Source organism: Rhizomicrobium palustre (genome assembly GCF_011761565.1).
GTDB classification, from domain to species: domain Bacteria; phylum Pseudomonadota; class Alphaproteobacteria; order Micropepsales; family Micropepsaceae; genus Rhizomicrobium; species Rhizomicrobium palustre.
The window spans coordinates 2852207-2876336 of record NZ_JAASRM010000001.1 but is presented as its reverse complement, the minus strand read 5'-3'; the positions used below and the strand labels follow the sequence as shown (position 1 = coordinate 2876336).

Below are 24130 nucleotides of genomic sequence, written 5' to 3'. Positions count from 1 at the left end.
GTCTTATGGCTTCGTTAGGATTGGAACCCGCGCTGGCGAACCCACGTTAGTCCCCCACAACGCTGGGTGAACATCGTGCCTGTACCGCGCATCTGCCACACCGGTTCACAATTGCCGAAAGACGCCGGGCTGCTGGCGAGCTTGGCCTTCGACACCATCATGACTGATGGCTTTCGTGAAGGGCTTGATGGCCGCTTGGATCGCCCCAAAGACTTCCGCCTGATTCTTGACATCGATATGACGGAGCTGTCGCCCGATCACCCCTTGGTACAAGCTCATCCAGAAAATTTCCGCATACTCTATCCCGCCGAGCGCGGCCATACCGGTACGAATTATCGCGGCGAAGCGGCAATACTTAATCCGCACGCCGTCACCCCAGAGCTGATCACCTGGTGGGTTGATGCGCTCAGCCGGCTAAAGAGCTATGGCGCAGACGGGTTTCGCTTCCTGAAACCGATCGAGTGCAAGCCGCTGCTGGAAGCGGTGGCGGAAAACCTGCGCACACGCTTTCCAGATGCCGTCCTCATCCTCGACACGCCGGGTATCGCCTGGAACGCACTCAGCAGTTTTTCCCGTGGCCATTATGACTTCTGTACTTCCTCGCTTCCCTGGTGGGATGAAAAAAGCGTCTGGCTGGCGGAGGAATATGCAAATCTGAAATCCATAGCCCCTGTGATCGCCATGGCCGAAGTACCGGGTCATGTTCCGCCCGCGGACATCAACCTCAGGCGTTCGCGCCTGCTCACCGCAGCCATTACAGGCACAGGCGTGATAATGCCGCTGGGGTTCGAAAACGGCACGAACGAGCCTTTAGGCGACACCGTGCAGATGATGAATCTGCTCACCGCATCCGAGCCTATCTTGCAAAAGCCAGGCTCCTTGCGCATTCATCCCGCCGCATCTCATACCATCGCGCTACGCTTGGCAGATGCTTTTGGCGACGACGCGCTGGTGGCGGTGATCGCGCGCAAAGGCACGGCGGCGGATGCGTTTGACCGCACCATCCTGGCCGATCTTGAGGAATGGTCCGATCTTGAGCCAATTCAAGCCAGGCAAAGCGATGATGTAGCGCGCGCGCCCGGACGAACGAGACTGTTCCGGGCCAGACGCGCCAAGGCCGTGCGTAGCAGGCCATCCGTGCTGCGAAGCGCGCAACAAGCCGCAGTGGAGCCCCGCATCATCATCGAGGCTGTATCACCTTCGGTAGAAGGTGGACGCTATGCCGCTAAGCGGCTGGTTGGTGAAACCCTGCGCGTTGAAGCCTCCATTTTTACGGACGGGCACCCGCTCCTCGCCGCTGAAGTCCAATTCAAGGCGGGTGATGACAACGCGCCGCGCTGCTTTGCCATGACGCCGCTGGTCAATAATCGCTGGATGGCAGAGATACCGCTGTTGCGCGCCGGACGGCATAGCTTTGTCATTGAAGCCTGGATCGATCACTTCGGTGGATTTCTGCACGATCTTTCCAAGAAGCTCGATGCCGGAAAGGACGTGCGGCTGGATATTCAAGATGGTCTACACCTGATTGAAGAAGCACGCGCGAAAGCAGCGCCGGGATTGCGCGACGGGCTGGATAAACTCGTGGCGCGGCTTCAAGGGTTAGCGCAAAGCGAGCAAGTGGCTCTGCTGCTGGAGCCCTCCGCGAAGGAACTCATGCACCTTGCGGATCGGCGCGCCTTCAAAGTGAAAAGCGCTCCCTTTCCGGTGGATGCGGATCGCAAAGCCGCTGGTTTCGCAAGCTGGTATGAGATCTTCCCGCGCTCGACGAGCGGCAATCCCGCACGTCACGGTACCTTCCGCGATGTTATAGCGGAAGTTCCGCGCATCGCCGCGATGGGATTTGACGTGCTTTATCTGCCGCCCATCCATCCCATTGGTAGGTCGAACCGCAAAGGCAAGAACAACACCCTTCTCGCTCTTCCCGGCGATGTCGGCAGTGTTTATGCCATCGGCTCATCAGATGGGGGCCATGACGCGATCCATCCCGAGCTCGGCAGCTTTGAAGATTTCAAAGCATTGCTAGCGGCGGCACGCGAACACCAGATGGAAATCGCGCTCGATTTTGCCATTCAATGCTCACCCGACCATCCGTGGCTGAAAGAACATCCCGGCTGGTTCGATTGGCGGCCAGACGGCAGCATCAAATATGCTGAAAACCCGCCCAAGGTTTACGAAGACATCGTCAATGTCGACTTCTATGCCAAGGATGCCGTGCCGGGACTGTGGCTGGCTTTACGTGATGTGGTGGTGTTCTGGATCGCGCAAGGTGTGCGGATTTTTCGGGTTGATAATCCACACACCAAACCCTTTGCCTTTTGGGAATGGCTAATCGGGTCTGTACGTGCCGAATATCCCGCCACGATTTTCCTGGCCGAAGCTTTCGCTCGCCCCGCCACAATGTATCATCTGGGCAAGATCGGATTTTCCCAGTCCTATACCTATTTCACTTGGCGCAATACCAAGACAGAGCTGACCGCTTATATCACCGAACTGAGCACCGAGCCGGTGAATGCGTTTTACCGCCCGAACTTTTTTGTCAACACGCCGGATATTAACCCGCTCTATCTACAAAATTCGGGGCGCGCCGGATTTCTGATACGCGCCGCCCTGGCTGCCACACTTTCCGGTCTTTGGGGTGTTTTCTCTGGCTTTGAGCTTTGCGAAGCCGAGGCACTGCCTGGGCGCGAGGAATATCTGAACTCGGATAAGTACGAAATCCGGGCGCGCAATTGGCATGTGCCTGAAAATATCGTGGCTGAGATTACCCAGCTCAATCGACTGCGCAGATCCGAACCCGCACTTCAATCCCATATGGGCACGAACTTCTACAATGCCTACAATGATTCGGTGCTCTATTATGGACGCTATCCGCTAGGCCATGCGCATCGGGTCTTGGTGCTGGTCAATCTGGATCCCCATCACGAGCAGGAAGTCGATTTTGAGATTCCACTGTGGGAATGGGAGCTGCCGGATACAGGCGTCCTGGAAGCAGAAGATCTTCTGACCGGCGCACGCTTCCTTCTCCAAGGAAAAATGCAACACGCAGTCTTAAGCCCGGCCGCGCCCTATCGCATTTGGCGCGTAGCCCCCATGGGGAGCGCAATATGAACATTCGCCTCGATCCCAATATTCTGCGCGCCACATCTCCCACCCCGCTGACTGGCGACCCGCTCTGGTACAAGGATGCGGTGATCTATCAGCTTCATGTGAAATCATTTTACGATTCCAACAATGATGGGGTCGGCGATTTCCAAGGATTAATCGACAAACTCGACTATATCGCTGAGCTGGGGGTCAATGTTCTATGGCTTTTGCCCTTCTATCCTTCGCCCCGCCGTGACGATGGCTATGACATTTCAGACTACACCGGCGTGCACCCGGAATATGGTACACTTGATGATGTGCAGCGCTTCATCGCCGAAGCCCATATGCGCGGCATCCGAGTGATCACCGAACTCGTGGTCAATCACACCTCTGATCAGCACGCCTGGTTTCAGCGCGCGCGCAAAGCCCCGCCGGGCTCGCCAGAACGCGATTTTTACGTCTGGTCCGATTCCGACAAGAAATACGGCGGCACCAGGATCATTTTTCTCGACACCGAAAAGTCAAACTGGACCTGGGATGAGGAAGCAAAGGCCTATTACTGGCATCGCTTCTATTTCCACCAGCCGGACCTCAATTTCGACAATCCCTTGGTGATGGAAGAATGCCTGAAGGTGTTGCGCTTCTGGCTGGATATGGGTGTGGATGGGCTGAGACTGGATGCCGTGCCTTATCTTGTCGAACGTGAAGGAACGATCAATGAGAACCTGCCCGAGACCCACGAAATTCTGAAGCGCTTTCGTGCGGAGGTGGACGCCAATTACCCGGGGCGGGTGCTTCTGGCCGAAGCTAATCAGTGGCCGGAAGACGTGCAGCAGTATTTCGGCAATGACGATGAATGTCACATGCTGTTCCATTTCCCCCTGATGCCGCGCATGTATATGGCCCTGGCACAGGAAGATCGCTTTCCCATCACCGATATTCTGCGTCAAACGCCGGATGCGCCACCCAACAGCCAATGGACCACCTTCTTGCGCAATCATGACGAGCTGACGCTTGAAATGGTTACCGATAACGAGCGCGACTATCTCTGGAACACCTATGCCTCCGACCGCAGGGCGCGACTCAACCTTGGCATCCGCCGCCGCCTCGCGCCGCTGATGGAACGCGATTTCCGTCGCATCGAACTGATGAATGCGCTGCTGCTCACCATCATGGGCACGCCGGTTCTCTATTACGGTGATGAAATCGGCATGGGCGATAATATCCATTTGGGCGATCGCGATGGTGTGCGCACGGCGATGCAATGGAGCCCGGACCGCAATGGCGGATTTTCGCGCGCGGATGCCGAAGCGTTGATCGTCTCGGTGATCTCTAATCCGCTTTACGGCTATCAATCCGTGAATGTCGAAACCCAGTGGCGCGACCCCCATTCGCTGCTCAACCGGCTTCGGCGCGGGCTTGTCATTCGCGGGCAGCATAAGGCCTTCGGGCGCGGCTCTTTGCGCTTCCTACGGCCCGCAAACCGCAAGGTGTTCGCCTATTTGCGCGAGTACGAGAGTGAAACAATCCTCTGCGTAGCCAATGTGTCGCGCTCGGCGCAGGCGGTGGAACTCGATCTCTCCGAATTTACCGGACGTACGCCGGTAGAACTTGGCGGCAATGTCCCATTTCCGAAAATCGGCCAACTTACCTATTTGCTGACCTTGCCCCCTTTCGGATTCTATTGGTTCGCGCTCTCCAGCGAGGCGGCACAGCCCGGCTGGAGCACCTCTCCAGGGGACAGCGCCTCAGAGCACTACACTTTTGTTTTGCGGGACGGCATCCACAATGTCTTGGAGGGCCGCTCGCGCGATGTCTTAGAACGCGACGTCTTGCCTGGATATCTCAGCCAAAGCCGCTGGTTTCAGCAAAAATCGCAAGAAGCACCCGCCGTACGCTTGGAAACAGTATTCCAAATCGCCCCCGAGCGTAGCGATGTCGTGTTGGCAGAAGTCGCCACTTGGCTACCCGATCAAGGCGAAAATCGCTACAGTTTACCGCTCGCCCTTGCTTGGGAAGATGAACCGAGTGCACCCCAAGATGCCCGCCTTGCGTTGGCGCGCGTCCGCCATCGCGCGCGGGTTGGCCTTCTTACCGATGCCAGCGCCTCGCCGAAATTCTTGCGCGCGGTTTTGGCCGCGCTCGCGCAACGCGGAGAGATTGCCTCAGGCAATGAGCGCCTGCTCTTCACGCCGCAACCCGATTTCACCCTGCCCGATGAAACTGCCGAAATACGCTGGCTAGGCGGAGATAGCTCCAACTCAGCGGCTGTAATCGGCCAGGAGATGATGGTCAAAATTTTCCGCCGGCTGGTCGATGGCATCCATCCCGAAGTGGAGATGGTGAAGGAACTGACGCAGCGCGGTTTCACTGGCATCGCGGCACTCCTGGGCGATGTTGCGTTGATGCGCAGCAGCGGCGGTGGAGCCACGATAATGGTCGTGCAGCGCTTCATCCGTAACCAGGGCGACGGGTTTCAATGGTCCGTCGAACAGGCAAAACGCCTGCTGGAAGATCCCGCCACCATTGAAGAAGGCCATGACGGATTTGAGACCGTCTCCCATTTTGTCTCCGTGTCCGGCGAACGGCTGGGCCAGATGCATCGCGAGCTTGCGCAGCCTACGGAAAACCAGGACTTCGCGCCCGTCGCCGCCGAACGCCAAACCATCGAGACATGGGCGGCCAAAACCAAATCTCAGGTCGATGGCGCGTTGGAAGCTCTGGCTCAACGCGATGTAGGCGTCTTCAAGGATGAGTTCACAGAAATTCTCGAAAACCACGACGTGCTGATGGCTGGAATCGATTCACGCCTTGAAAGCGGCATCGGTTCGAACCTCACCCGCATCCATGGAGATTTGCACTTGGGCCAAGTTCTGGTCGCAGCAGGCGATGCGATCATCGTGGACTTCGAAGGCGAGCCGCTGAAACCTATCAGCGAGCGCCGCGCCAAAAACAGCGCCATGCGCGATGTTGCGGGTATGCTTCGTTCCTTCAGCTATGTAGTGTGGACGGCTGCTAAAGCAAGTCCCCTCACCGTACAGCGCGACGTAAAAACACTTCTCGGAAATTTCGAGGATCGCTGCGCCGCGGCCTTCATGGAAGGCTATATCCGCGGTCGCGAACAGCCCCTCAGCGAAACCGAAGAAAAGCTTCTGCGCGTCTTCATGCTGGAGCGGGCCGCTTATGAGATCTGTTACGAAATAGCCAACCGGCCGGATCAGCTTGCCGTACCCTTAAGCGGATTTATTGGGATGGCGCGCGAGATTTGCGGCCTCTCTGGGAAACCCGTGGAACCTTAGCCGCGTTCTACTCTCGAATTGAGGGGCCGCGCGCTTTCGCGGATGAAATTTCTTGCCGTAAAGGAGGCTGAATGCCGTTGACGCCCGGAAGGCTTGAGCCGGGTTCTCCAAACCCGCTGGGCGCTACGTGGGACGGACTGGGCGTAAACTTCGCCGTCTTTTCCGCGCATGCGACCGCCATGGAGCTCTGCATCTATAACGCGGCGCATCGCGAGGTCGCACGCTACGAATTACCTGAACGGACAGATCAAGTGTGGCACGGCTATCTGCCTGACGCGCGGCCAGGATTGATTTATGGCTTTCGCGCGCACGGCCCCTATAAGCCTGAGGAAGGCCATCGCTTCAATCCAAACAAGCTGCTGCTCGATCCTTATGCCAAGGCGTTGTCTGGCGCGGTCAAATGGAACGATTCCCTGTTTGGCTATCGCCTTCACTCCCCCCGAGGCGATCTTTCCTTTGACCGGCGCGACAGTGCACCGGCGATGGTGAAGGCGGTCGTCACCACCGAAGACTATTTGTGGGGAGATGATCGCACACCCAATACCGCTTGGGGGGATACGGTCATCTATGAAGCTCATGTGAAAGGGCTAACAAAGCTTTTACAAGATGTGCCCGAAGCTTTGCGGGGCAGCTATGCTGCGTTAGGGCACCCGAGCGTCATCACGCATCTGCAGCGGCTCGGCATCACCGCCATTGAGCTGATGCCGGTGCATGCCTTCCTGCAAGACCGCCACCTTTTGGAAAAAGGCCTGCGCAATTACTGGGGCTATAACACGCTTGGCTTTTTTACGCCGGAGCCCGGCTATATGAGCGGCGGCGGCACCAATGAGCTCAGAAGTACCATCCGCCGTTTGCACAAAGCAGGCATCGAAGTGCTGATGGACGTCGTCTACAACCACACTTGCGAAGGCAGCGAGTTGGGCCCGACACTTTCCTGGCGCGGGCTGGATAATGCCAGCTATTATCGCCTTTTGGACGATAATCCCCGCCATACGATCAACGACACCGGCACCGGCAACGTGCTGGATATGGCGAGCCCGCGGGCACTTCAAATGTGCCTCGATTCCCTGCGCCACTTCGTGCAGTCCTATCACATCGACGGTTTCCGCTTTGATCTTGGCGCCACACTGGGTCGCGAACATACCGGCTTTGATCCCAATAGCGGCTTTTTCGATGCTATCCGGCAGGACCCCGTGTTGAGCAAGGTGAAGCTGATATCTGAGCCATGGGACATCGGGCCTGGCGGTTATCAGCTCGGCAATCATCCACCGCCCTTCGCAGAATGGAATGATCGCTATCGCGACACCCTGCGCCGCTATTGGCGCGGCGATGGCGGCCAGCGCCCCGAATTGGCGCGGCGGCTTTCCGGATCGGCCGACATTTTCGGATCACGGCGCCCGACGGCCTCTATCAACTACCTTGCAAGCCATGATGGTGCGCCGCTCGGCGACCTCGTCATGTATGAAGGCAAGCATAACGAGGCCAATGGCGAGGATAATCGTGATGGTGCCTCGGATAACCTCTCCTGCCATTGGGGTGTGGAAGGGCCGAGCGATGACCCGGCTATCAACACCTTACGTGAGCGGGTAAAGCGCTCCATGCTGCTCAGCATATTCGCCTCGCTAGGCACGCCGATGCTGCTGGCAGGTGATGAGTTCGGCAATAGCCAGCACGGCAATAACAATGCCTATTGCCAGGATAACGAGCTTTCCTGGCTGGATTGGACTCGCGAGAAAGACGGTGAGGGCGCGGCACAGGAAGCATTCACCGCTCGTGTGATAGCATTGCGCAAACGCTATGCGGGACTACGCAGCGCGAAATTTCTCTTCGGGGAAGAGATAAGCCCGGGATTTCGCAATCTCGACTGGCTTGATGAACGCGGACAGACCCTCAGCGAAGAGGACTGGGCCAATGGCGAAGCGCGTGCCTTGATCATGCGCCGGGCGCTGTGGGACGGCGATAACAAGATAGAGGTGTTATATCTGCTCCTTAATGGATCGGAAAAAGCCATCGAGTTCACCCTGCCCTCCAATTGGCCATGGGAATTTCTGATCGATAGCGCCACGCCCGAACGCGAGGAAGGTCCGTTCGAAGGCACCAGCTATCAATTGGAAGACCGCGCCGCCGCTCTCTTCCGTGCCTTAGTGGAACCGCCGCAATGACAAGCTGGGGACCGGAAGCGATAGAGGGTGGAACGCGCTTTCGCCTTTGGGCGCCTGATGCAGATACCGTTGAGCTTGAATTCGCCGACGCTGAACCGGTTGGCATGGACAGAGGCAAAAATGGCTGGTGGGCGGCTGAGACACAGGCCAATGCCGGAACGCGCTATCGCTTCCGCATCGGCGGCGTCTCCGTGCCCGACCCAGCGTCACACCGGCAGAGCGGTGATGTGCATGGCTGGAGCGTGGTGCAGCCAAACAGCTACGCTTGGAAAAACGATGCGTGGAAGCCGCGGCCGTGGGAAGAGACGATCCTCTACGAGCTTCACGCGGGCCTGACGGGCGGCTATAGCGGCGTAGGGCGCGAGCTGGTGCGGCTTGCGAATATGGGCATCACCGCGATCGAACTGATGCCAATCAATGATTTTCCAGGTGCGCGCAATTGGGGCTATGACGGTGTTCTGCCCTATGCGCCCGACGAGAGCTATGGCACGCCGGACGCGTTAAAAGCCCTTATCGATGCCGCGCATGGGCACGGCATGATGGTCTTTCTCGATGTAGTTTATAACCATTTTGGGCCGGACGGAAATTATCTGCCGCTTTATGCGAAATCCTTCTTCCGCAGCGATCGCAAAACGCCGTGGGGCGATGCCATCGATTTTCGCCAGGAACCGGTGCGGCGCTTCTTCATCGATAACGCCCTTTATTGGCTGGGCGAGTTCCGTTTTGACGGACTTCGCTTTGATGCGGTGCATGCCATCCACGACGGCGAATTCCTGCGCGCCATGGCGCAAGAGATTAAGCGCGATTTTCCCGACCGCCATCTTGTGCTGGAGAATGAAGATAACGACGCCTCGTTGTTGAAGGTGTTTCGCGCGCAATGGAATGATGATTTTCACAATACCCTGCATGCGATGCTGACCGGAGAAGATGCGGGCTATTACGCTGATTTCGCGCAAGACTCTTCGGCCAAGCTGGCGCGGTTGCTGCACCAGGGATTTGCTTATCAAGGCGAAACCACCCATACCGGACATGCACGCGGCACACCAAGCGGGCAGTTGCGGCCGACCGCCTTTGTCTCCTTCCTGCAAAACCATGATCAGACGGGCAATCGCGCGCTGGGCGAGCGGCTGATCAAGTTGTGCGATCCGCGCGCCTTGAAAGCGGCGGCTGCCTTGCAGCTTCTCGCCCCTCAAATCCCCATGCTGTTCATGGGAGAGGAAATGGGCGCGCGCGAGCCGTTCTTGTTCTTCACCGACCATCAAGACCCCGAGCTTGCCAAAGCGGTGCGAGAAGGACGCGCGGCGGAATTCGCCAAATTTCCCGCTTTCGCCTCCGGCAAAGAGAGAGTGCCTGATCCCAATGCACTCGAGACATTCGAGCAATGTCGGTTGGGCGAGCCAGATCCTGAATGGCTGAACTTCTATCGCGCGCTGCTAGCGCTGCGACATGAACACATCATTCCCCGGTTGAAGGGAAGCTGTTGCTTGGATGCCGTGCCGCTTTCCGACAAGGCGGTGATCTCAAGCTGGAAGCTCGGCGATGGATACAAGCTCACCATCGCCGCCAATCTTTCCGAGAACGAAGTCGAGGCTGTGCTGCCGCAGACAAAGCCCATCTACGGCGAGGCTGAAAACACGATCCCCCCATTTTCCACTGTGGCTTGGATAGAGATGCCATGAAACCCAGAGCCACCTATCGCATGCAATTCCATAAGGCATTCACCTTTTCGGATGCGATGAAGCTGGTGCCGTATTTCGCGAAGCTGGGCATCAGCCATCTTTATGCCTCGCCGATCCTGATGGCGCGGGCCGGATCGATGCACGGCTATGACGTGGTCGATCACGGGCGGGTCAATCCCGAACTCGGCGGCGAAGAAGGCTTCCGTGCCCTCGCAAGTGCGTTACGGCAGGAAGGCATCGGCGTCCTCCTCGACATCGTACCCAACCATATGGCGGTGGGCGGAGCAGATAATCCCTATTGGCTCGACGTTCTTGAAAAAGGCCGCGACAGCATTTTCGCCAATCTGTTCGACATTGATTGGGAGCCTGCGCAGGAAAACCTGCGAGATAAGATATTGGTGCCTTTGCTGGGAAAACCAGTGGCCGATTGCCTCACCGATGGAGAACTCACTGTCGTCTGGGATGAGCGGCTGGGAAAGTTCGCCATCGCCTATTCCGAACATCGCTTCCCGCTGCGCAAGGAAGATTACGAAGCGGTTCAAGGCGGCGGCGCCACACCGGCTGATGCTGATCTATCGCCTTTTTCCGAGCGCGAAGCCTTGCGCGCACTTTTGGAGCGGCAGAATTTCCGCCTTGCCTATTGGAAAAGCGCGGGCGAGCGCATCAACTGGCGCCGCTTCTTCGACATCACCAGCCTTGCGGCGCTCAGGGTGGAAGATGATGCGGTATTCGAACAGATTCACGCCACCGTGTTCCGGCTTTACTCGGAAGGCATGATCGATGGCGTGCGGATCGACCATGTGGATGGGCTTTACGATCCGGCGAGTTACTGCCGCCGCTTGCGGGCGCGGCTGGAAGTAATGACGCCGCAGAGACCCGATGCCTTGCCGCGCGAACCTGCGATCATCCTCGTCGAGAAGATTCTCGCCGAGCACGAAGATCTGGCCGAGGATTGGCAGGTGGATGGCACCACCGGCTATGATTTCATGAATCTCGTTTCCGGGCTTCTCCATCAACCGGCCAGCGAGAGCGCGTTCAACCAGCTTTGGGAAAGCGTTTCCGGGCACAGCGCCGCGTTCGATATTGAAGAATGCCGCGCGCGCAAAGAAATGCTCGAAGATGCATTTGCCAGCGCCTTGCGGGGTGCAGCCCTCGCCTTTCAGCGCCTGGATGATGACGGCACGGTGCCGGTAGAAATCTTTTCCGCGGCGCTGAAGGCTGTTCTTTTGCACTTTCATGCCTATCGCACCTATGCGCGCGGGGATCAACCCGAGCCGCAGCCAGGGCGCTTTTTCGATGCGGCGCTTGCTAAAGCATTGGAGGACGCCGACGAAAACGTCAAAGCCGCCCTCGCGATTATTTCTCACGCCATGCGGGGAGAGGAAGCTTCAGGCGATCCGGCAACAGCAGCCGAAGCAGTGCGCCGGTTCAATCAGCTTGCAGCACCCGTAGCTGCGAAAGCCGTGGAAGATACTGCCTTTTACCGTTATGGACGGTTGTTATCGCGCAATGATGTCGGCTTCAACGCGGAGCGGTTCTCCATCTCTCCACAGGAATTCCATGAAGCGAACGCCAAGCGGCAGGCGCATTTTCCTTATGCGCTGCTGGCAACCGCAACCCACGACCATAAGCGCGGCGAAGATACGCGGGCACGTCTCGCGGTGTTGAGTGAGATCCCGGATTTATGGGAAGCGGAGGTGCGGGAATGGTTCGCGTTGAACGCACCCTTGCGTCCAGCGCGCGTCGGTGGCAGCGATGAATATCAGCTCTATCAGACGCTGGTCGCCTGCCGCCCTTATGGCTTAAGCGACGAAGCGCTCTCCTCTTTCACACGGCGTATTCTGGCGTGGCGCGAAAAATCGCTCAAAGAAGCAAAGCTCGAGACAAGCTGGGCCCACCCCGATGCCGCGTTTGAGGCGGAACACGCCGAATTCGTCCGCCGAATTCTTGATCCGGGCCACGGCTTCCTGCAACGGCTGGAAAAATTCAGCGGCGCAATCGCGCCTGCGGGCGCATTGAACGGACTGGTGTCGATGGTGCTGCGCTGCACCTCTCCAGGCGTGCCGGATATCTATCAGGGTACGGAGTTGTGGGATTTGAGTCTGGTCGATCCCGATAACCGCCGCCCGGTGGATTTTCATATCCGCAATGAAATGCTCTCCAGCGGCGAGGATTTCGCGGGGCTGATCAAGGAATGGCGCGACGGCCATGTGAAACTTGCGCTGCTCGCAAAACTTCTGGCGTTGCGGGCAGCGGAACCCGCGCTGTTCGCGGGAGACTACACCGCCATCGAAACCGGCGATGAGAAGATCTTCGCCTTTATCCGTGAGGCGGAGGGCAAAACAATGTTTGTGGCGGTGCCACGGCTTTGCGCCAAGGCGGCCATGGAACGCGGACTGCCGCTACCGGACGAAGCTTTGGGCGACCGTTTCGAGCTGCCGCTCGCATTGCAAAAGCTGCGCTGGCAAGACGGGCTTGAGCCTGGGCGGGTGGTCGCGGCGCCACATCGACGGGCACTTTTCACTGCGCTGCCAGCTCTGGTCCTCATCGGTGAGAATCCATCTGGTGTGCAGGAAACGAGGTAGAACGATGGATAACGATCTGGAAATCACGTGGCAGCAGCTTCCTCCCGATCCGGAGCATGAGGCGTTGATCCGCTCAAAGGCGGCGAAGCTGGAGGAGATGTATCCCCATATCCTCTCCATCCGCGTTTCACTGACGATGCTGCATCATCAGCACGATAACAGCGATATTCCCGAAGTGCATATCACCGTCATGGTGCCGGATGGGGAAGTCGTGGCGAGCCATGACTCCCATCGCGCCGATGACGGCCATCCGCAAGACGACCTTGCCACCGCCATTCAGCACGCATTTCACAAAACCGAAAGCCAACTAAAGCAGTTCAAGCAGAAACAACGTTCATCGCCGTGAGCGTCCGACGTGAAAAACGAATAGCCCACTTCGGTTTGAATTTCTATTTTTGTTCTGAATCCGGGGACTGACCGGCTTTTCAGCAGGGCTCCCCTATCCCACCACAGCCAACTAAGAGCGGGTGGGATATGGGGTTGGTCGGCCCAGCTTTCAGGGCGTTATCAACGCGGCAGTTTGCTTTCGCCCATGAGGAATTCGTCCACGGCGCGGGCGGCTTGGCGGCCTTCGCGAATGGCCCAGACCACCAGCGATTGGCCGCGGCGCATGTCGCCACAGGCAAAGACGCGCGGGGTCGAGGTTTTGTAATCCTCCACATTGGCTTTCACATTGCCGCGCGGATCAAGCTCGACACTGGCTTGTTCGAGCAGGCCGGAACGACGCGGACCGGTGAAGCCCATCGCAAGCAGCACAAGATCGGCTTCGAGCGTGAACTCACTGCCTTCCACCGGCACCGGCATTTTGCGGCCAGACGCGTCGGATTTCCATTCCACGCGCACACATTCGAGCCCCTTCACCTTGCCGCCCTCGCCCACCAGGCGTTTCGGCATGGTGGCCCATTCGGTGGTGCAGCCTTCTTCCTGAGAGGAGGAGACGCGCAGCTTGATCGGCCAATCAGGCCAAGTGACGGATTTGTTTTCCTTCACCGGCGGCTTGGGCATGATCTCGATCTGGGTAACCGAGGTGGCGCCCTGGCGGTTGGAGGTGCCAACGCAATCCGAACCGGTATCGCCGCCACCGATCACAATGACTTTCTTGTCCTTCGCATTGATCGTGCCCGAAGGCGCGGCGCGATGCTCATCATCGCCCGCATTGCGCTTGTTCTGCTGGGTGAGGAATTCCATCGCGAAATAGACGCCGGAAAGCTCGCGCCCTTCCACCGTAAGATCGCGCGGGGCTTCGGCACCGCCCGCTAGCACCACCGCATGGAAGTTTTCGAGCAGCGCTGAAAGCGGAATGGTGATGCCGACTTCCGCATTGGTGCGGAATTCGACGCCTTCGGCCTGCATCTGCTTCAAGCGGCGATCGATACGATGCTTTTCGAGCTTGAAATCGGGAATGCCATAGCGCAAGAGCCCGCCGATACGGTCGTTCTTCTCGAACACGGTCACGGCGTGGCCCGCGCGCGCCAATTGCTGGGCAGCGGCAAGACCGGCTGGGCCGGAACCCACCACGGCGACGCGCTTACCCGTGCGTTCGGTGATGACCGGTTCGATCCAGCCTTCTTCCCAGCCCTTCTCCACGATTTCACATTCGATGGAGCGGATGGTGACCGGCGTATCCTGAATATTCAGGGTGCAGCTCTGCTCGCACGGTGCGGGGCAGATGCGACCGGTGAATTCGGGGAAATTGTTTGTAGACTGAAGAACGCCAAGCGCCTTCTGCCACTCGTTGTGATAAACGAGGTCGTTCCAATCCGGGATGATGTTGTTCACCGGACAGCCCTGATGGCAGAAGGGAATGCCGCAATCCATGCAGCGCGAGGCCTGGGTTGAGGTCTCCGTGCCGGTCAGCGGTTTGACGAACTCGTGGTAATGCGTGACGCGCTCGGCGGGCTTTTCGTAAGCCCTATCCTTGCGCTCGATCTCGAGAAAACCGGTTGCCTTGCCCATGATTTACTCCGCCGCCTGACGGCTTTCAGCCGAAAGTTCGATCAATGCCCGGCGGTATTCGCGCGGCATGACTTTGACAAAATGCTTCAGCGCCTCGCTCCAATCGTCGAGCAGAGCTTTGGCGCGCGCGCTCTTGGTGTAGAGGAAGTGACGCTCCACCAGGATGCGCAGGCGTTCGGCGTCATAGCGCAGGGGATCGCCCATGCCGTTATCCGACACGCTGAGCGATTTCTGGCGGGGTGCGCCCTCGTCTGCCGACGCGGCAACAGGTGCGATCTTCTCTAGATCGACCATATCGAGGTTGCAGAGCTTATCGAAGCTCCCATCTGGATCGTAGACATATGCGAGGCCGCCGGACATGCCCGCCGCGAAGTTGCGGCCCGTCTTGCCGAGTACCGCGACCACGCCACCCGTCATATATTCGCAGCCATGGTCGCCCGTGCCTTCCACCACTGCCACCGCGCCGGAGTTACGCACCGCGAAACGCTCGCCCGCCACGCCTTCGAAATAGGCCTCGCCCGCGATGGCGCCGTAAAGCACCGTGTTGCCGACGATGATGTTCATGGTGGGATCGCGGTCTATGCCGATGGGCTGGCGCACCACGATGCGGCCACCCGAAAGACCCTTGCCGACATAGTCATTGGCATCGCCGACGAGATCGAGGCTGACACCGCGCGCGAGGAAGGCACCGAAGGAAAGCCCCGCCGTGCCGGTGAAGGCAATCGAAATGGTGTCTTCGGCGAGACCTTCATGACCATAGCGCTTGGCGATTTCGCCCGAGAGCATGGCGCCGACGGTGCGATCCACGTTGCGCACGCTGCGTTCGATGCGGACCGGCTTCTTGGCCTCGATCGCCTCTTTCGCCGCCGCGATCAGATCGTGATCGATAGCGGTTTCCAGCGCGTGGTTCTGACTTTCGCAATGATAGGTCGCGACGCCCGGTTTCGGACGCGGCTGATACAGGATCTTTGACAAATCGACGCCCTGGGTTTTCCAATGGCGCACGGCATCGGACATATCGAGGCGGTCAGACCGGCCAATCATCTCTTCCACCGTCTTGAAGCCGAGTTCGGCCATGATCTGGCGCAGCTCCTCGGCGACGAAGAAGAGATAGTTGATGAGATATTCCGGCTGGCCCTGGAAGCGCGCGCGCAGGACGGGGTTTTGCGTCGCCACGCCCACCGGACAGGTATTGAGATGGCATTTGCGCATCATCACGCAGCCAAGCGTGATCAGCGGCGCGGTGGCAAAGCCGAATTCATCGGCTCCGAGGAGCGCGGCAATCGCCACGTCACGCCCCGTGCGCAAACCGCCATCGCATTGCACCGCGATGCGGCCACGCAGCCCATTCAGCACCAGCGTCTGCTGAGTTTCGGCAAGGCCGATTTCCCAAGGCGAACCGGCATGGGTGGTGGAGGTGAGCGGAGACGCGCCTGTGCCGCCATCATAGCCCGAGATGGTGACGTGATCGGCCCGGCATTTGGCAACGCCCGCAGCCACCGTGCCAACGCCCACTTCGGAGACCAGCTTCACCGAGATGCGGGCTTGCTGGTTGACGGATTTAAGGTCGCGGATGAGCTGCGCCAAATCCTCGATAGAATAAATGTCGTGATGCGGCGGCGGCGAGATGAGGCCGACGCCCGGAGTCGAATGGCGCACTTTCGCGATCGCCTTATCGACCTTCTTGCCCGGAAGCTGACCGCCCTCGCCCGGCTTCGCGCCTTGGGCCATCTTGATCTGGATGTCGTCGGCATTGACGAGATATTCGGTGGTCACACCGAAGCGGCCCGAGGCGACCTGCTTGATGCGCGAGCGCGCGGTGTCACCGTTCGGCAGCGGCTTGAAGCGTTCGGCCTCTTCACCGCCCTCGCCCGTATTGGAGCGCGCGCCGATGCGGTTCATGGCAATCGCCATGGTAGTGTGCGCCTCGCGGCTGATGGAGCCAAAGCTCATCGCGCCGGTGGCGAAGCGCTTGACGATCTCTTCCGCTGGTTCAATGGCGGAAAGCGGCAGCGGCTTTTCGGCTTGTTTGAACTTCATCAAGCCGCGCAGCGCGAGCACGCGCTCGGATTGTTCGTTGATCTCGGCGGCGAAGGATTTGTAATCCTCCCAGCTTTTGCCGCGCACGGCATGCTGCAGCTTGGAGATGGTGGTCGGCGTCCAGGCGTGATCCTCGCCCCGCAGGCGATAGGCATAATGCCCGCCGACATCAAGCGCGTCGCGATAGATCGGCTCGTCGCCGAAAGCAGCTTCATGGCGCTCGACACATTCCTCGGCGAGATCGAGAAGACCGATGCCTTCCACGCGGCTGGCGGTGCCGGTGAAGTATTTTTCGACAAAGGCCGAGGACAGGCCTACGGCGTCGAAAATCTGCGCGCCGCAATAGGATTGATAGGTGGAGATGCCCATCTTGGACATCACCTTCAAAATCCCTTTGTCGATAGCCTTGATGTAATGCTTGCGTACCTCTTCGGCCGACAACTGGAGCCCGGCGTCGACGCGGATCTGTTCCAGCGTCTCGAAGGCCATATAGGGGTTGATGGCTTCGGCGCCGTAGCCAGCCAGAACGCAGAAGTGATGCACCTCGCGCGCCTCACCCGTTTCCACCACAAGACCGGTCTGCATGCGCAGGCCCTGGCGGATGAGATGGTGGTGCACCGCAGCCGTCGCCAGCGCGGCCGGAATGGCGATGCGGTCCTTCGAGACCTCACGATCCGAGAGGATGAGAATGTTGTAGTCCGCCAGCACCGCATCGGTGGCTTCGAGGCAGATGCGCATCAGCGCGAGCTCAAGCCCCTTGGCACCTTCCGAAGCGGGCCAAGTGCAGTCAATCGTCTGGGTACGGAAGGCCGCGTCGGCATATTCCTCGATGGCGCGGATTTTCTGCAGCTCTTTGTTGGAGAGCACGGGCTGATGCACTTCCAGGCGCTTATGCGAGCCCGCGGCATGGCCGAGCAAATTCGGGCGCGGACCGATCATCGAGACAAGGCTCATGACAAGCTGCTCGCGGATAGGATCGATCGGCGGGTTCGTCACCTGGGCGAAGTTCTGCTTGAAGTAATCGTACAGCAGCTTCGGCTTCTTGGAGAGCACGGCGAGCGGAGTATCGCAGCCCATGGAGCCGACCGGGTCCTCGCCCGAAATCGCCATCGGCTGGAGGAAGAATTTGATGTCTTCCTGCGAATAGCCGAAGGCCTGCTGGCGATCCAGAAGATCGGTGCCGCTGTAATGGGGCTGATGCCCATCGGAGGGCACATCCGGCATTTCTTCAAGATGGAATTGCGCGGCTTTCAGCCATTCCTCGTATGGCTTCTGCGAGGCGAGCTTATGCTTGATCTCGCTATCCTTGATGATGCGGCCCTGTTCGAGATCGATCAGCAGCATCTTGCCGGGCTGCAAGCGCCATTTGCGCACGATCTTCTCTTCCGGGATTGGCAGCACGCCGGATTCCGACGCCAAGATCAGATAATCGTCATCGGTTTGGACATAACGCGCGGGGCGAAGGCCGTTGCGATCCAGCGTGGCGCCGATCTGGCGGCCATCGGTGAAGGCAATCGCGGCGGGACCATCCCAGGGCTCCAAAAGCGCGGCGTGATATTCGTAAAACGCCTTGCGCTCCTTATCCATCAGCTTGTTGCCGGCCCAGGCTTCCGGGATCAGCATCATCACCGCCTGCGCGAGCGGATAGCCTGCGGCGAGGAGCAGTTCGAGCGCGTTATCAAGGCTGGCGGTGTCGGACTGGCCATGCGGGATCAAGGGCCACATCTTGTCGAGATCGGCGCCGAGAAGATCGCTCTCCATGGTGCGACGGCGGGCATTCATCCAGTTGACGTTGCCGCGCAGCGTGTTGATCTCGCCGTTATGGGCAATGAAGCGGAACGGGTGTGCCAGCTTCCAGGACGGGAAAGTGTTGGTCGAGAAGCGCTGATGCACCATCGCGAGCGCAGACGTCGTCAGCGGGTTCTGCAGATCGAGATAGAAGCGGCCGACATCGCCTGCCAGCAGAAGGCCCTTATAGACAATCGTGCGGGTCGAGAAGCTCGGCATATAATAATGGGTGATCGCCGGGTTCTTGTGCTTCTTGGCAAGCGCTTCCAGCGGGTTCTGGGTCTGTTTGCGCACCGCGAGGAGCTTGCGCATGAAGGCGGCTTCATCGCGGATATTGGGGCCCCAGCCGATCACCGCCTGTTTGATCATCGGCATGGATTCCAGAACGGTCTGGCCCAGCATGGAGGGATCGGTCGGCACGTCGCGCCAACCGAGCAACACCTGCCCTTCCTTCTTCAGGAAGTTCTCGAACTGGCCTTTGATGATGGCGCGCGCCTCGTCATCGCGGGGCAGGAAGCACATCGCAACGGCGTAATGGCCGACGGCCGGAAGGGTCACGCCCGTGTTCGCCGCCCAGTCGCGAAGAAGGGCATCCGGGATCTGCAACATGATGCCAGCGCCATCACCGACCAGGGGATCAGCCCCCACCGCGCCGCGGTGGTCGAGATTAACCAGGATCTGCAAACCCTGGCGGACGATTTCGTGCGTTTTCACGCCCTTGATATTGGCGATGAAACCCACCCCGCAGGCGTCATGTTCATATTGCGGGTCGTACAGGCCCTGTTGCGGCGGGAGTGCCATTCTCGACGTTCCTTCGTCCATGCCAAACATCGGGAGAGGTCCCGACGTAACAAGCACACATAAGCTGCCTAGAACTTGATCGCAATTCCAGTAATGGCGCAGAAGTGACGCAGTTTGAAATTTCGTTGTCGCCGTCAGCCAGAAATCTGGGGATCATTTCCCAGCAATTCCCATTTGGCGGGCGCAACCAGCCCCCTGCGACGCCCGTTATATCCCAGCAAGACCAACAATCGAGAGGTTGTTTAAATGGATCAAGATCGGATCAAAGGCTCGGCGAACCAGGCTAAGGGCTCCTTGAAGGAAGCGGCCGGCAAACTCACCGGAGACGCCAAGCTTCAAGCCGAAGGCAAAGCCGATAAGGTAAAGGGCAAAGTGCAGAATGCGGTGGGCGGCGCCAAAGACGCCATTCGCGATACGCACTAGCCTGAACTGAAAAAAGAACGCGGTCCCTCTTTCGAGGGGCCGCGTTTTTTCGTGCTGGCGTTACCAGCGGTAATTCACACCCGCAAAACCGGTATAGGAACCGGACTTCTTTGAGAAGGCGGTGTCGATATGGGTGGTGAGGCTGAAACCGCCATCGAATATGAAGTCCGCTCCGGCGCTGGCGCGCACCGCATCCTTGCCCGCCTGAGCCGATTTCACCTCGAAACCGCCGCCCTTGAGCCCCAGGAAATTTGCCTGGGAGGAGTTGGGATCTGAGAAGTCATGCACATAAGCCAAGCGGTCGGTGATCCGCAGGATGAAATCCGGCGTGAGCATCCAGCGCGGCGTAACCTCAACATCCATGCTGTGGCGCAGCCCCGCCTCGACACTCGCGAGGTTGGTGTTCCGCGAACCATAGGAGAGCGCGTAGTCCTTCGACACGCCGCCTTCGTCATAGGACGGCAGCATGATGAACTGCTCTTCCACTGCGGCATAGGGCGTGAACCAAGGTAGCTCGATGCCCGCCTCGTAGCGGCCGCCGAGGGAGATGGCGTTGACCTTCGCGCTCAGCTCATCCGTGCCGGAAATGGTCACGATCCGGTCGGTCTTGATCTGCGCGAAGGAAGCGCCAGCCGCGAAGGCATTGTAGATGTGCGGGCTCAGCTTGGCATAACCATAGGCCGCCGCCTGGATCGACTTGGCACTGCCTTTGCCGATGTCGTTGCTGAGGTGGAAGTCCGAAGATTCCGCCGACAGCGCCACGCCGAGCGACATGTTGCTGTAAGGCTGCCAAGTAGCCCCCATGACGAGACCATAAACGTCGTTGCGCAGCTTGTGCGAACCCACAGTCGTGTCGCCATTGATGATGCCGGAGCTGGCGATGCCGGAAACCCAGCCCCTCACCCCTGCCCCACCTTGCTGCGCAGTGCCAGGTTGAATCTGCGCGAAGATCGACTCCACAAAGGGCGCAAAGAGCGAATGCGCCGCGGTGGTCACCGTTGCACCGATCTCGCCCGTGAGTTGGGAAGCATCGGAGAGAAGCTGGCTGGAACTGTCGTTGCCGAGGGCCTCGATCTTGGTCGGCATCGCGTTTCCGGCGGCAATCGCGGTATCCACACCCACAACGACCGATTTCTGGTTCCGGTTCGCGCTGGCAGGCAGCACCGGCGAGAGTTTTTGCAGATCGACACGGAGGTCGATGCTGTTCGCCGAAGGCGTGATGGTCTCTGTGAAGACCGCGCCGTTGCTGCCCGTGAAGGTCGAGGAGGTTTTGCTGAAATTCCCCGATAGGCTTGAGGCCTGCAGCACCGAGACCGTCTGGCCCAAGAGATAGGTGCCATCGGTGGAGGTCACCGTCACAGCACCGTTGAAGGATGCGGACCCTGAGGCCTTGAGCTTGCTGGCGCCCGCGGAAGAAACCGCCACATTATAGGTGCTGCCCGAGGCGAAAACCGCATTGCCGTTCACCGTTAGGGTGCCGGTCGCTGATGTGGCGCCCGAGCTCACAGCGCCGCCGCTATTCACGATGAGGCCCGACACAGTGCCCGTGCCCGCCAAGGTGCCACCACTGTTGACCGTCACGCCCGAGGAGGTCGCGATGGAGCCGGTGACATTCAATGTGCCGCCATTGATGGTGGTCGCGCCGGTATAGCTGTTGGTGCCCGAAAGGGTCTGCGTACCCGCATTCAGGGTTACCCCGCCGGTGCCCGCGATATTCCCAGCAAACGCTGTGGACGCCTTGGAAAGCGCCAGGGTCTGTCCGCCAAGCACCACCGAGCCGCTGCCCGCAAGGGAGGCGACCGTGGGAAGGCTCACGGCAGAGACATCGAACACGCCATCGGCCTGCACAGCGCTCGAGGCTGCAATCGAACCACTGCCCGCCAAGCCGAGGGTGGCGCCCTTCGAGATCACACTTGTACCGGTATAGGTGTTGGCAGCGGTGAGGATGGTCGTGCCGCCCAGAAAATTCACACCGCCCGTGCCCGAAACAACACCAGCAAAGCTCGTGGTCCCTGCGGGATTGAAGGCGAGCGTGCCCTTGTTGGCGACATCCCCAATGATGCTGCCCGTCGCGGTCCCATCGCCGATCTGCAAGGTGCCGGTCGTGATGGTGGTGCCGCCGGTATAAGTATTGGCGCCGGTGAGAATGGTCGTGCCCGTCCCGACCTGCGCTACCACACCCGAACCCGAGATCACGCCGGCGAAGGTGGAAATGTCATTACGATTGAAGGCCAGTGTACCGCTATTGGCGACATTGCCGGTGATCGCGCCCGCCGATGCGCCGCCGCCCAATTGCAGAGTCGCGCCGGAGGCGATGGACGTGCCGCCCGTATAGCTGTTGCTGCCAGCGATGATCTGCTTGCCGCCGGTGATGGCGAGCCCGCCCGTCCCCGTGATCGCGCCCGAGAAACTGCCCGACGCATTCGCCAGCGTGAGGGTATTACCCCCCATCACCACCGTGCCGGTGCCAGAGAGGGATGCATAGGTCTGATTGGTGGTCGCGGCGGAGGCATCGAAGGTACCGGAAATCGCCAGGGAGCTGGTCGATGCCAGGCTGCCGCTCGCGCTGAGAACCAGCGTGCCGCCGGAAACCGTGGTGGTGCCGGTATAGGTGTTCTTACCCGTGAGGATCTGCGTGCCCGAGCTGATCGAAAGCCCGCCCTTGCCCGAGATCACGCCCGCGAAGCTGTCGGCCGCATTGGTCAGGATCAGCGAGTTCGTGCCCAGAACGACCGAACCATTTCCGCTCAGCGAAGTGATGCTGGCCGAGGCGATGTTGGAAATGCCGGTCGAAACATCAAGCACGCTGTTGTTGATCACCGCCGAGCGCAAGCTCGCACCGGAGGCGAGAAACAGCGTGCCGTTTGAGATCGTGGTGGTGCCGGTATAGGTGTTCGCACCCGAGAGGGTTTGCGCGCTGCCCGTGAGAACGACGTTACCCGTGCCCGCGATCGCGCCCGAGAAATCACCGCCCGCTCCGGTAATGGTAAGGGTCTGCGTGCCGAGGCGCACGGCGCCGGACCCAGAAAGACCACGGATGGCCGCTCCGCTGGTGGTATCGGCGATATCGAACGCGCCGTTGACTGCCACGCCCGAGGAGTTGGCGATGCTGCCGGTGCCCGAGAGCTTGACCGTGCCCGTCGTGATCGTGGTGGCGCCAGTATAGGTCTGGGCCGAGGTGATCGTGGTTACGCCAAGGCCGATAGAATTGACCGCGCCCGTTCCCGAGATCACGCCATTCAGCGCCATGGTGCTGGCCGTAGCGAAAGAGAAAGCGCCGGAGTTGGCGACATTGTAATTGATGGCCGTCGAGCTGACTTGGAGCTCGCCACCATTGATCTTGACACCACCGGTGAAGGTGTTGTCGCCAGTGAAGAGCTCCGTGCCGCTGTTGAGCACAACGCCGCCTGTCCCCGAGATCACGCCCGAGAAGGTGTTGCCCGCTGCGGTGAGCACAAGATTATTGGCGCCAAGGCTTACCGTGCCGCTGCCCGCAAGCGATTTGATCACCGCGCTGTTGGCATTTGCCACATCCAACGTGCCGTAGACATAAACCGAGGAGGCCTGCGAAACCGAGCCCGTGTTGCCAAGATGCAAGGTGCCGCTCGACACCGTAACCGTGCCAGAAAGCGTATTGACTCCGGTCAGGGTGATCTCACCGCCGCTCAGAACCAAGCTGCCCGTACCCGACATCACGCCGGAATAGGTGGTGTTGGTGGTGTAGGTGATCGAGTTGGTGGAATCGAAATTGTTGAGGGTCAAAATCTTGCTGCCGAGCACAATATTGCCCGAGCCTTCCAGCGAGATGACCGTGGCGCCGCTGACCGTCCCTGAAATGTCGAAGATGCCGTTATTGGTCAGCTTCTGGGAGTGTGCGATGGAGCCGGAATTCGTGTTGGTCGTCGAGCTGGGATCGGTGGCGACCAAGGCGAGGGTCGAGCCGGAATTGACCGTGGTCGTGCCGGTATAATCATTGTTCGAATTGTTCAGGCTAAGGATGCCGCCGCCCTTGCTGTCCCCAATGGTTATGTTGCCCGAGCCGGTGAGCTTGCCCGTGAAGGTAGAGGTCGACGCTAACAGATCAATGGTGCTGGACGTGGAGGCTTTGAAGGTAAAATCCCGCGAATAGGATTTCGAGCCGTCAATCTGGAGCGTGCCGCCGGACAATGTGGTGCTGCTGCCCGTAAGAGTCGAAATCGCCACGCTGCTGCCCGCATCCACATCGGCCAGCGCCGGTCCCGCCGCCAAGGCCGCACCAATCAGGATGGCGGTCGTCGAAACGGACCCCCGCAAACCATGCTGCCAAGAACGAC

10 protein-coding genes are annotated in these 24130 nt (G+C 59.3%); 7 read left to right on the top strand and 3 right to left on the bottom strand.

Translation table 11 applies throughout. The features are described 5' to 3' along the window. Positions 1-75 precede the first annotated feature (75 nt). The 6 genes from FHS83_RS12705 (at position 76) to FHS83_RS12680 (ending at position 13155) form a co-directional block, all read left to right on the top strand. Positions 76-3108 (top strand): maltotransferase domain-containing protein, encoded by a 3033-nt coding sequence (locus FHS83_RS12705; protein WP_167083321.1) that lies wholly within the window; start codon positions 76-78, stop codon positions 3106-3108. Further along, the gene (treS, locus tag FHS83_RS12700) at positions 3105-6383 is read left to right on the top strand and encodes a maltose alpha-D-glucosyltransferase (protein ID WP_167083320.1); all 3279 of its coding nucleotides are present in this window, start codon (positions 3105-3107) and stop codon (positions 6381-6383) included. The genes FHS83_RS12705 and treS overlap by 4 nt, the downstream gene beginning before the upstream one ends. A 71-nt stretch (positions 6384-6454) precedes the next feature. Next, positions 6455-8545, top strand: coding sequence for a glycogen debranching protein GlgX (gene glgX, locus FHS83_RS12695; protein ID WP_167083319.1), 2091 nt, complete (start codon positions 6455-6457; stop codon positions 8543-8545). Continuing rightward, positions 8542-10224 carry a malto-oligosyltrehalose trehalohydrolase gene (treZ, locus tag FHS83_RS12690; protein ID WP_167083318.1) on the top strand — a complete coding sequence of 561 codons (1683 nt, stop codon included), beginning with the start codon at positions 8542-8544 and terminating at the stop codon, positions 10222-10224. The genes glgX and treZ overlap by 4 nt, the downstream gene beginning before the upstream one ends. Further along, positions 10221-12809 carry a malto-oligosyltrehalose synthase gene (treY, locus tag FHS83_RS12685; protein WP_167083317.1) on the top strand — a complete coding sequence of 863 codons (2589 nt, stop codon included), beginning with the start codon at positions 10221-10223 and terminating at the stop codon, positions 12807-12809. Before treZ ends, treY begins: the two co-directional genes overlap by 4 nt. Positions 12810-12813: 4 nt before the next feature. Next, positions 12814-13155 carry an HPF/RaiA family ribosome-associated protein gene (locus FHS83_RS12680; RefSeq protein WP_167083316.1) on the top strand — a complete coding sequence of 114 codons (342 nt, stop codon included), beginning with the start codon at positions 12814-12816 and terminating at the stop codon, positions 13153-13155. 161 nt (positions 13156-13316) lie between these two features. Here FHS83_RS12680 and FHS83_RS12675 read toward each other — a convergent pair whose 3' ends face one another. Next, the gene (locus FHS83_RS12675; RefSeq protein WP_167083315.1) at positions 13317-14765 is read right to left on the bottom strand and encodes a glutamate synthase subunit beta; all 1449 of its coding nucleotides are present in this window, start codon (positions 14763-14765) and stop codon (positions 13317-13319) included. 3 nt (positions 14766-14768) lie between these two features. Continuing rightward, positions 14769-19394, bottom strand: a complete 4626-nt coding sequence (gltB, locus tag FHS83_RS12670) for a glutamate synthase large subunit (protein ID WP_167083314.1) — start codon at positions 19392-19394, stop codon at positions 14769-14771. Between the two features lie 246 nt (positions 19395-19640). Here gltB and FHS83_RS12665 point away from each other — a divergent pair, with 246 nt between their 5' ends. Then, complete coding sequence (locus tag FHS83_RS12665) at positions 19641-19817, top strand: CsbD family protein (protein WP_167083313.1); 177 nt, start codon at positions 19641-19643, stop codon at positions 19815-19817. A gap of 60 nt (positions 19818-19877) precedes the next feature. Here FHS83_RS12665 and FHS83_RS12660 read toward each other — a convergent pair whose 3' ends face one another. Then, positions 19878-24110 carry an autotransporter-associated beta strand repeat-containing protein gene (locus FHS83_RS12660; RefSeq protein WP_167083312.1) on the bottom strand — a complete coding sequence of 1411 codons (4233 nt, stop codon included), beginning with the start codon at positions 24108-24110 and terminating at the stop codon, positions 19878-19880. Positions 24111-24130: the final 20 nt, after the last annotated feature.

Coding starts and splice junctions, on each gene's coding strand:
- treS (WP_167083320.1), top strand. CDS start 3,105: ATGAACATTCGCCTCGATCCCAATATTCTGCGCGCCACATCTCCCACC.
- glgX (WP_167083319.1), top strand. CDS start 6,455: ATGCCGTTGACGCCCGGAAGGCTTGAGCCGGGTTCTCCAAACCCGCTG.
- treZ (WP_167083318.1), top strand. CDS start 8,542: ATGACAAGCTGGGGACCGGAAGCGATAGAGGGTGGAACGCGCTTTCGC.
- treY (WP_167083317.1), top strand. CDS start 10,221: ATGAAACCCAGAGCCACCTATCGCATGCAATTCCATAAGGCATTCACC.
- FHS83_RS12680 (WP_167083316.1), top strand. CDS start 12,814: ATGGATAACGATCTGGAAATCACGTGGCAGCAGCTTCCTCCCGATCCG.
- FHS83_RS12675 (WP_167083315.1), bottom strand. CDS start 14,765: ATGGGCAAGGCAACCGGTTTTCTCGAGATCGAGCGCAAGGATAGGGCT.
- gltB (WP_167083314.1), bottom strand. CDS start 19,394: ATGGCACTCCCGCCGCAACAGGGCCTGTACGACCCGCAATATGAACAT.
- FHS83_RS12665 (WP_167083313.1), top strand. CDS start 19,641: ATGGATCAAGATCGGATCAAAGGCTCGGCGAACCAGGCTAAGGGCTCC.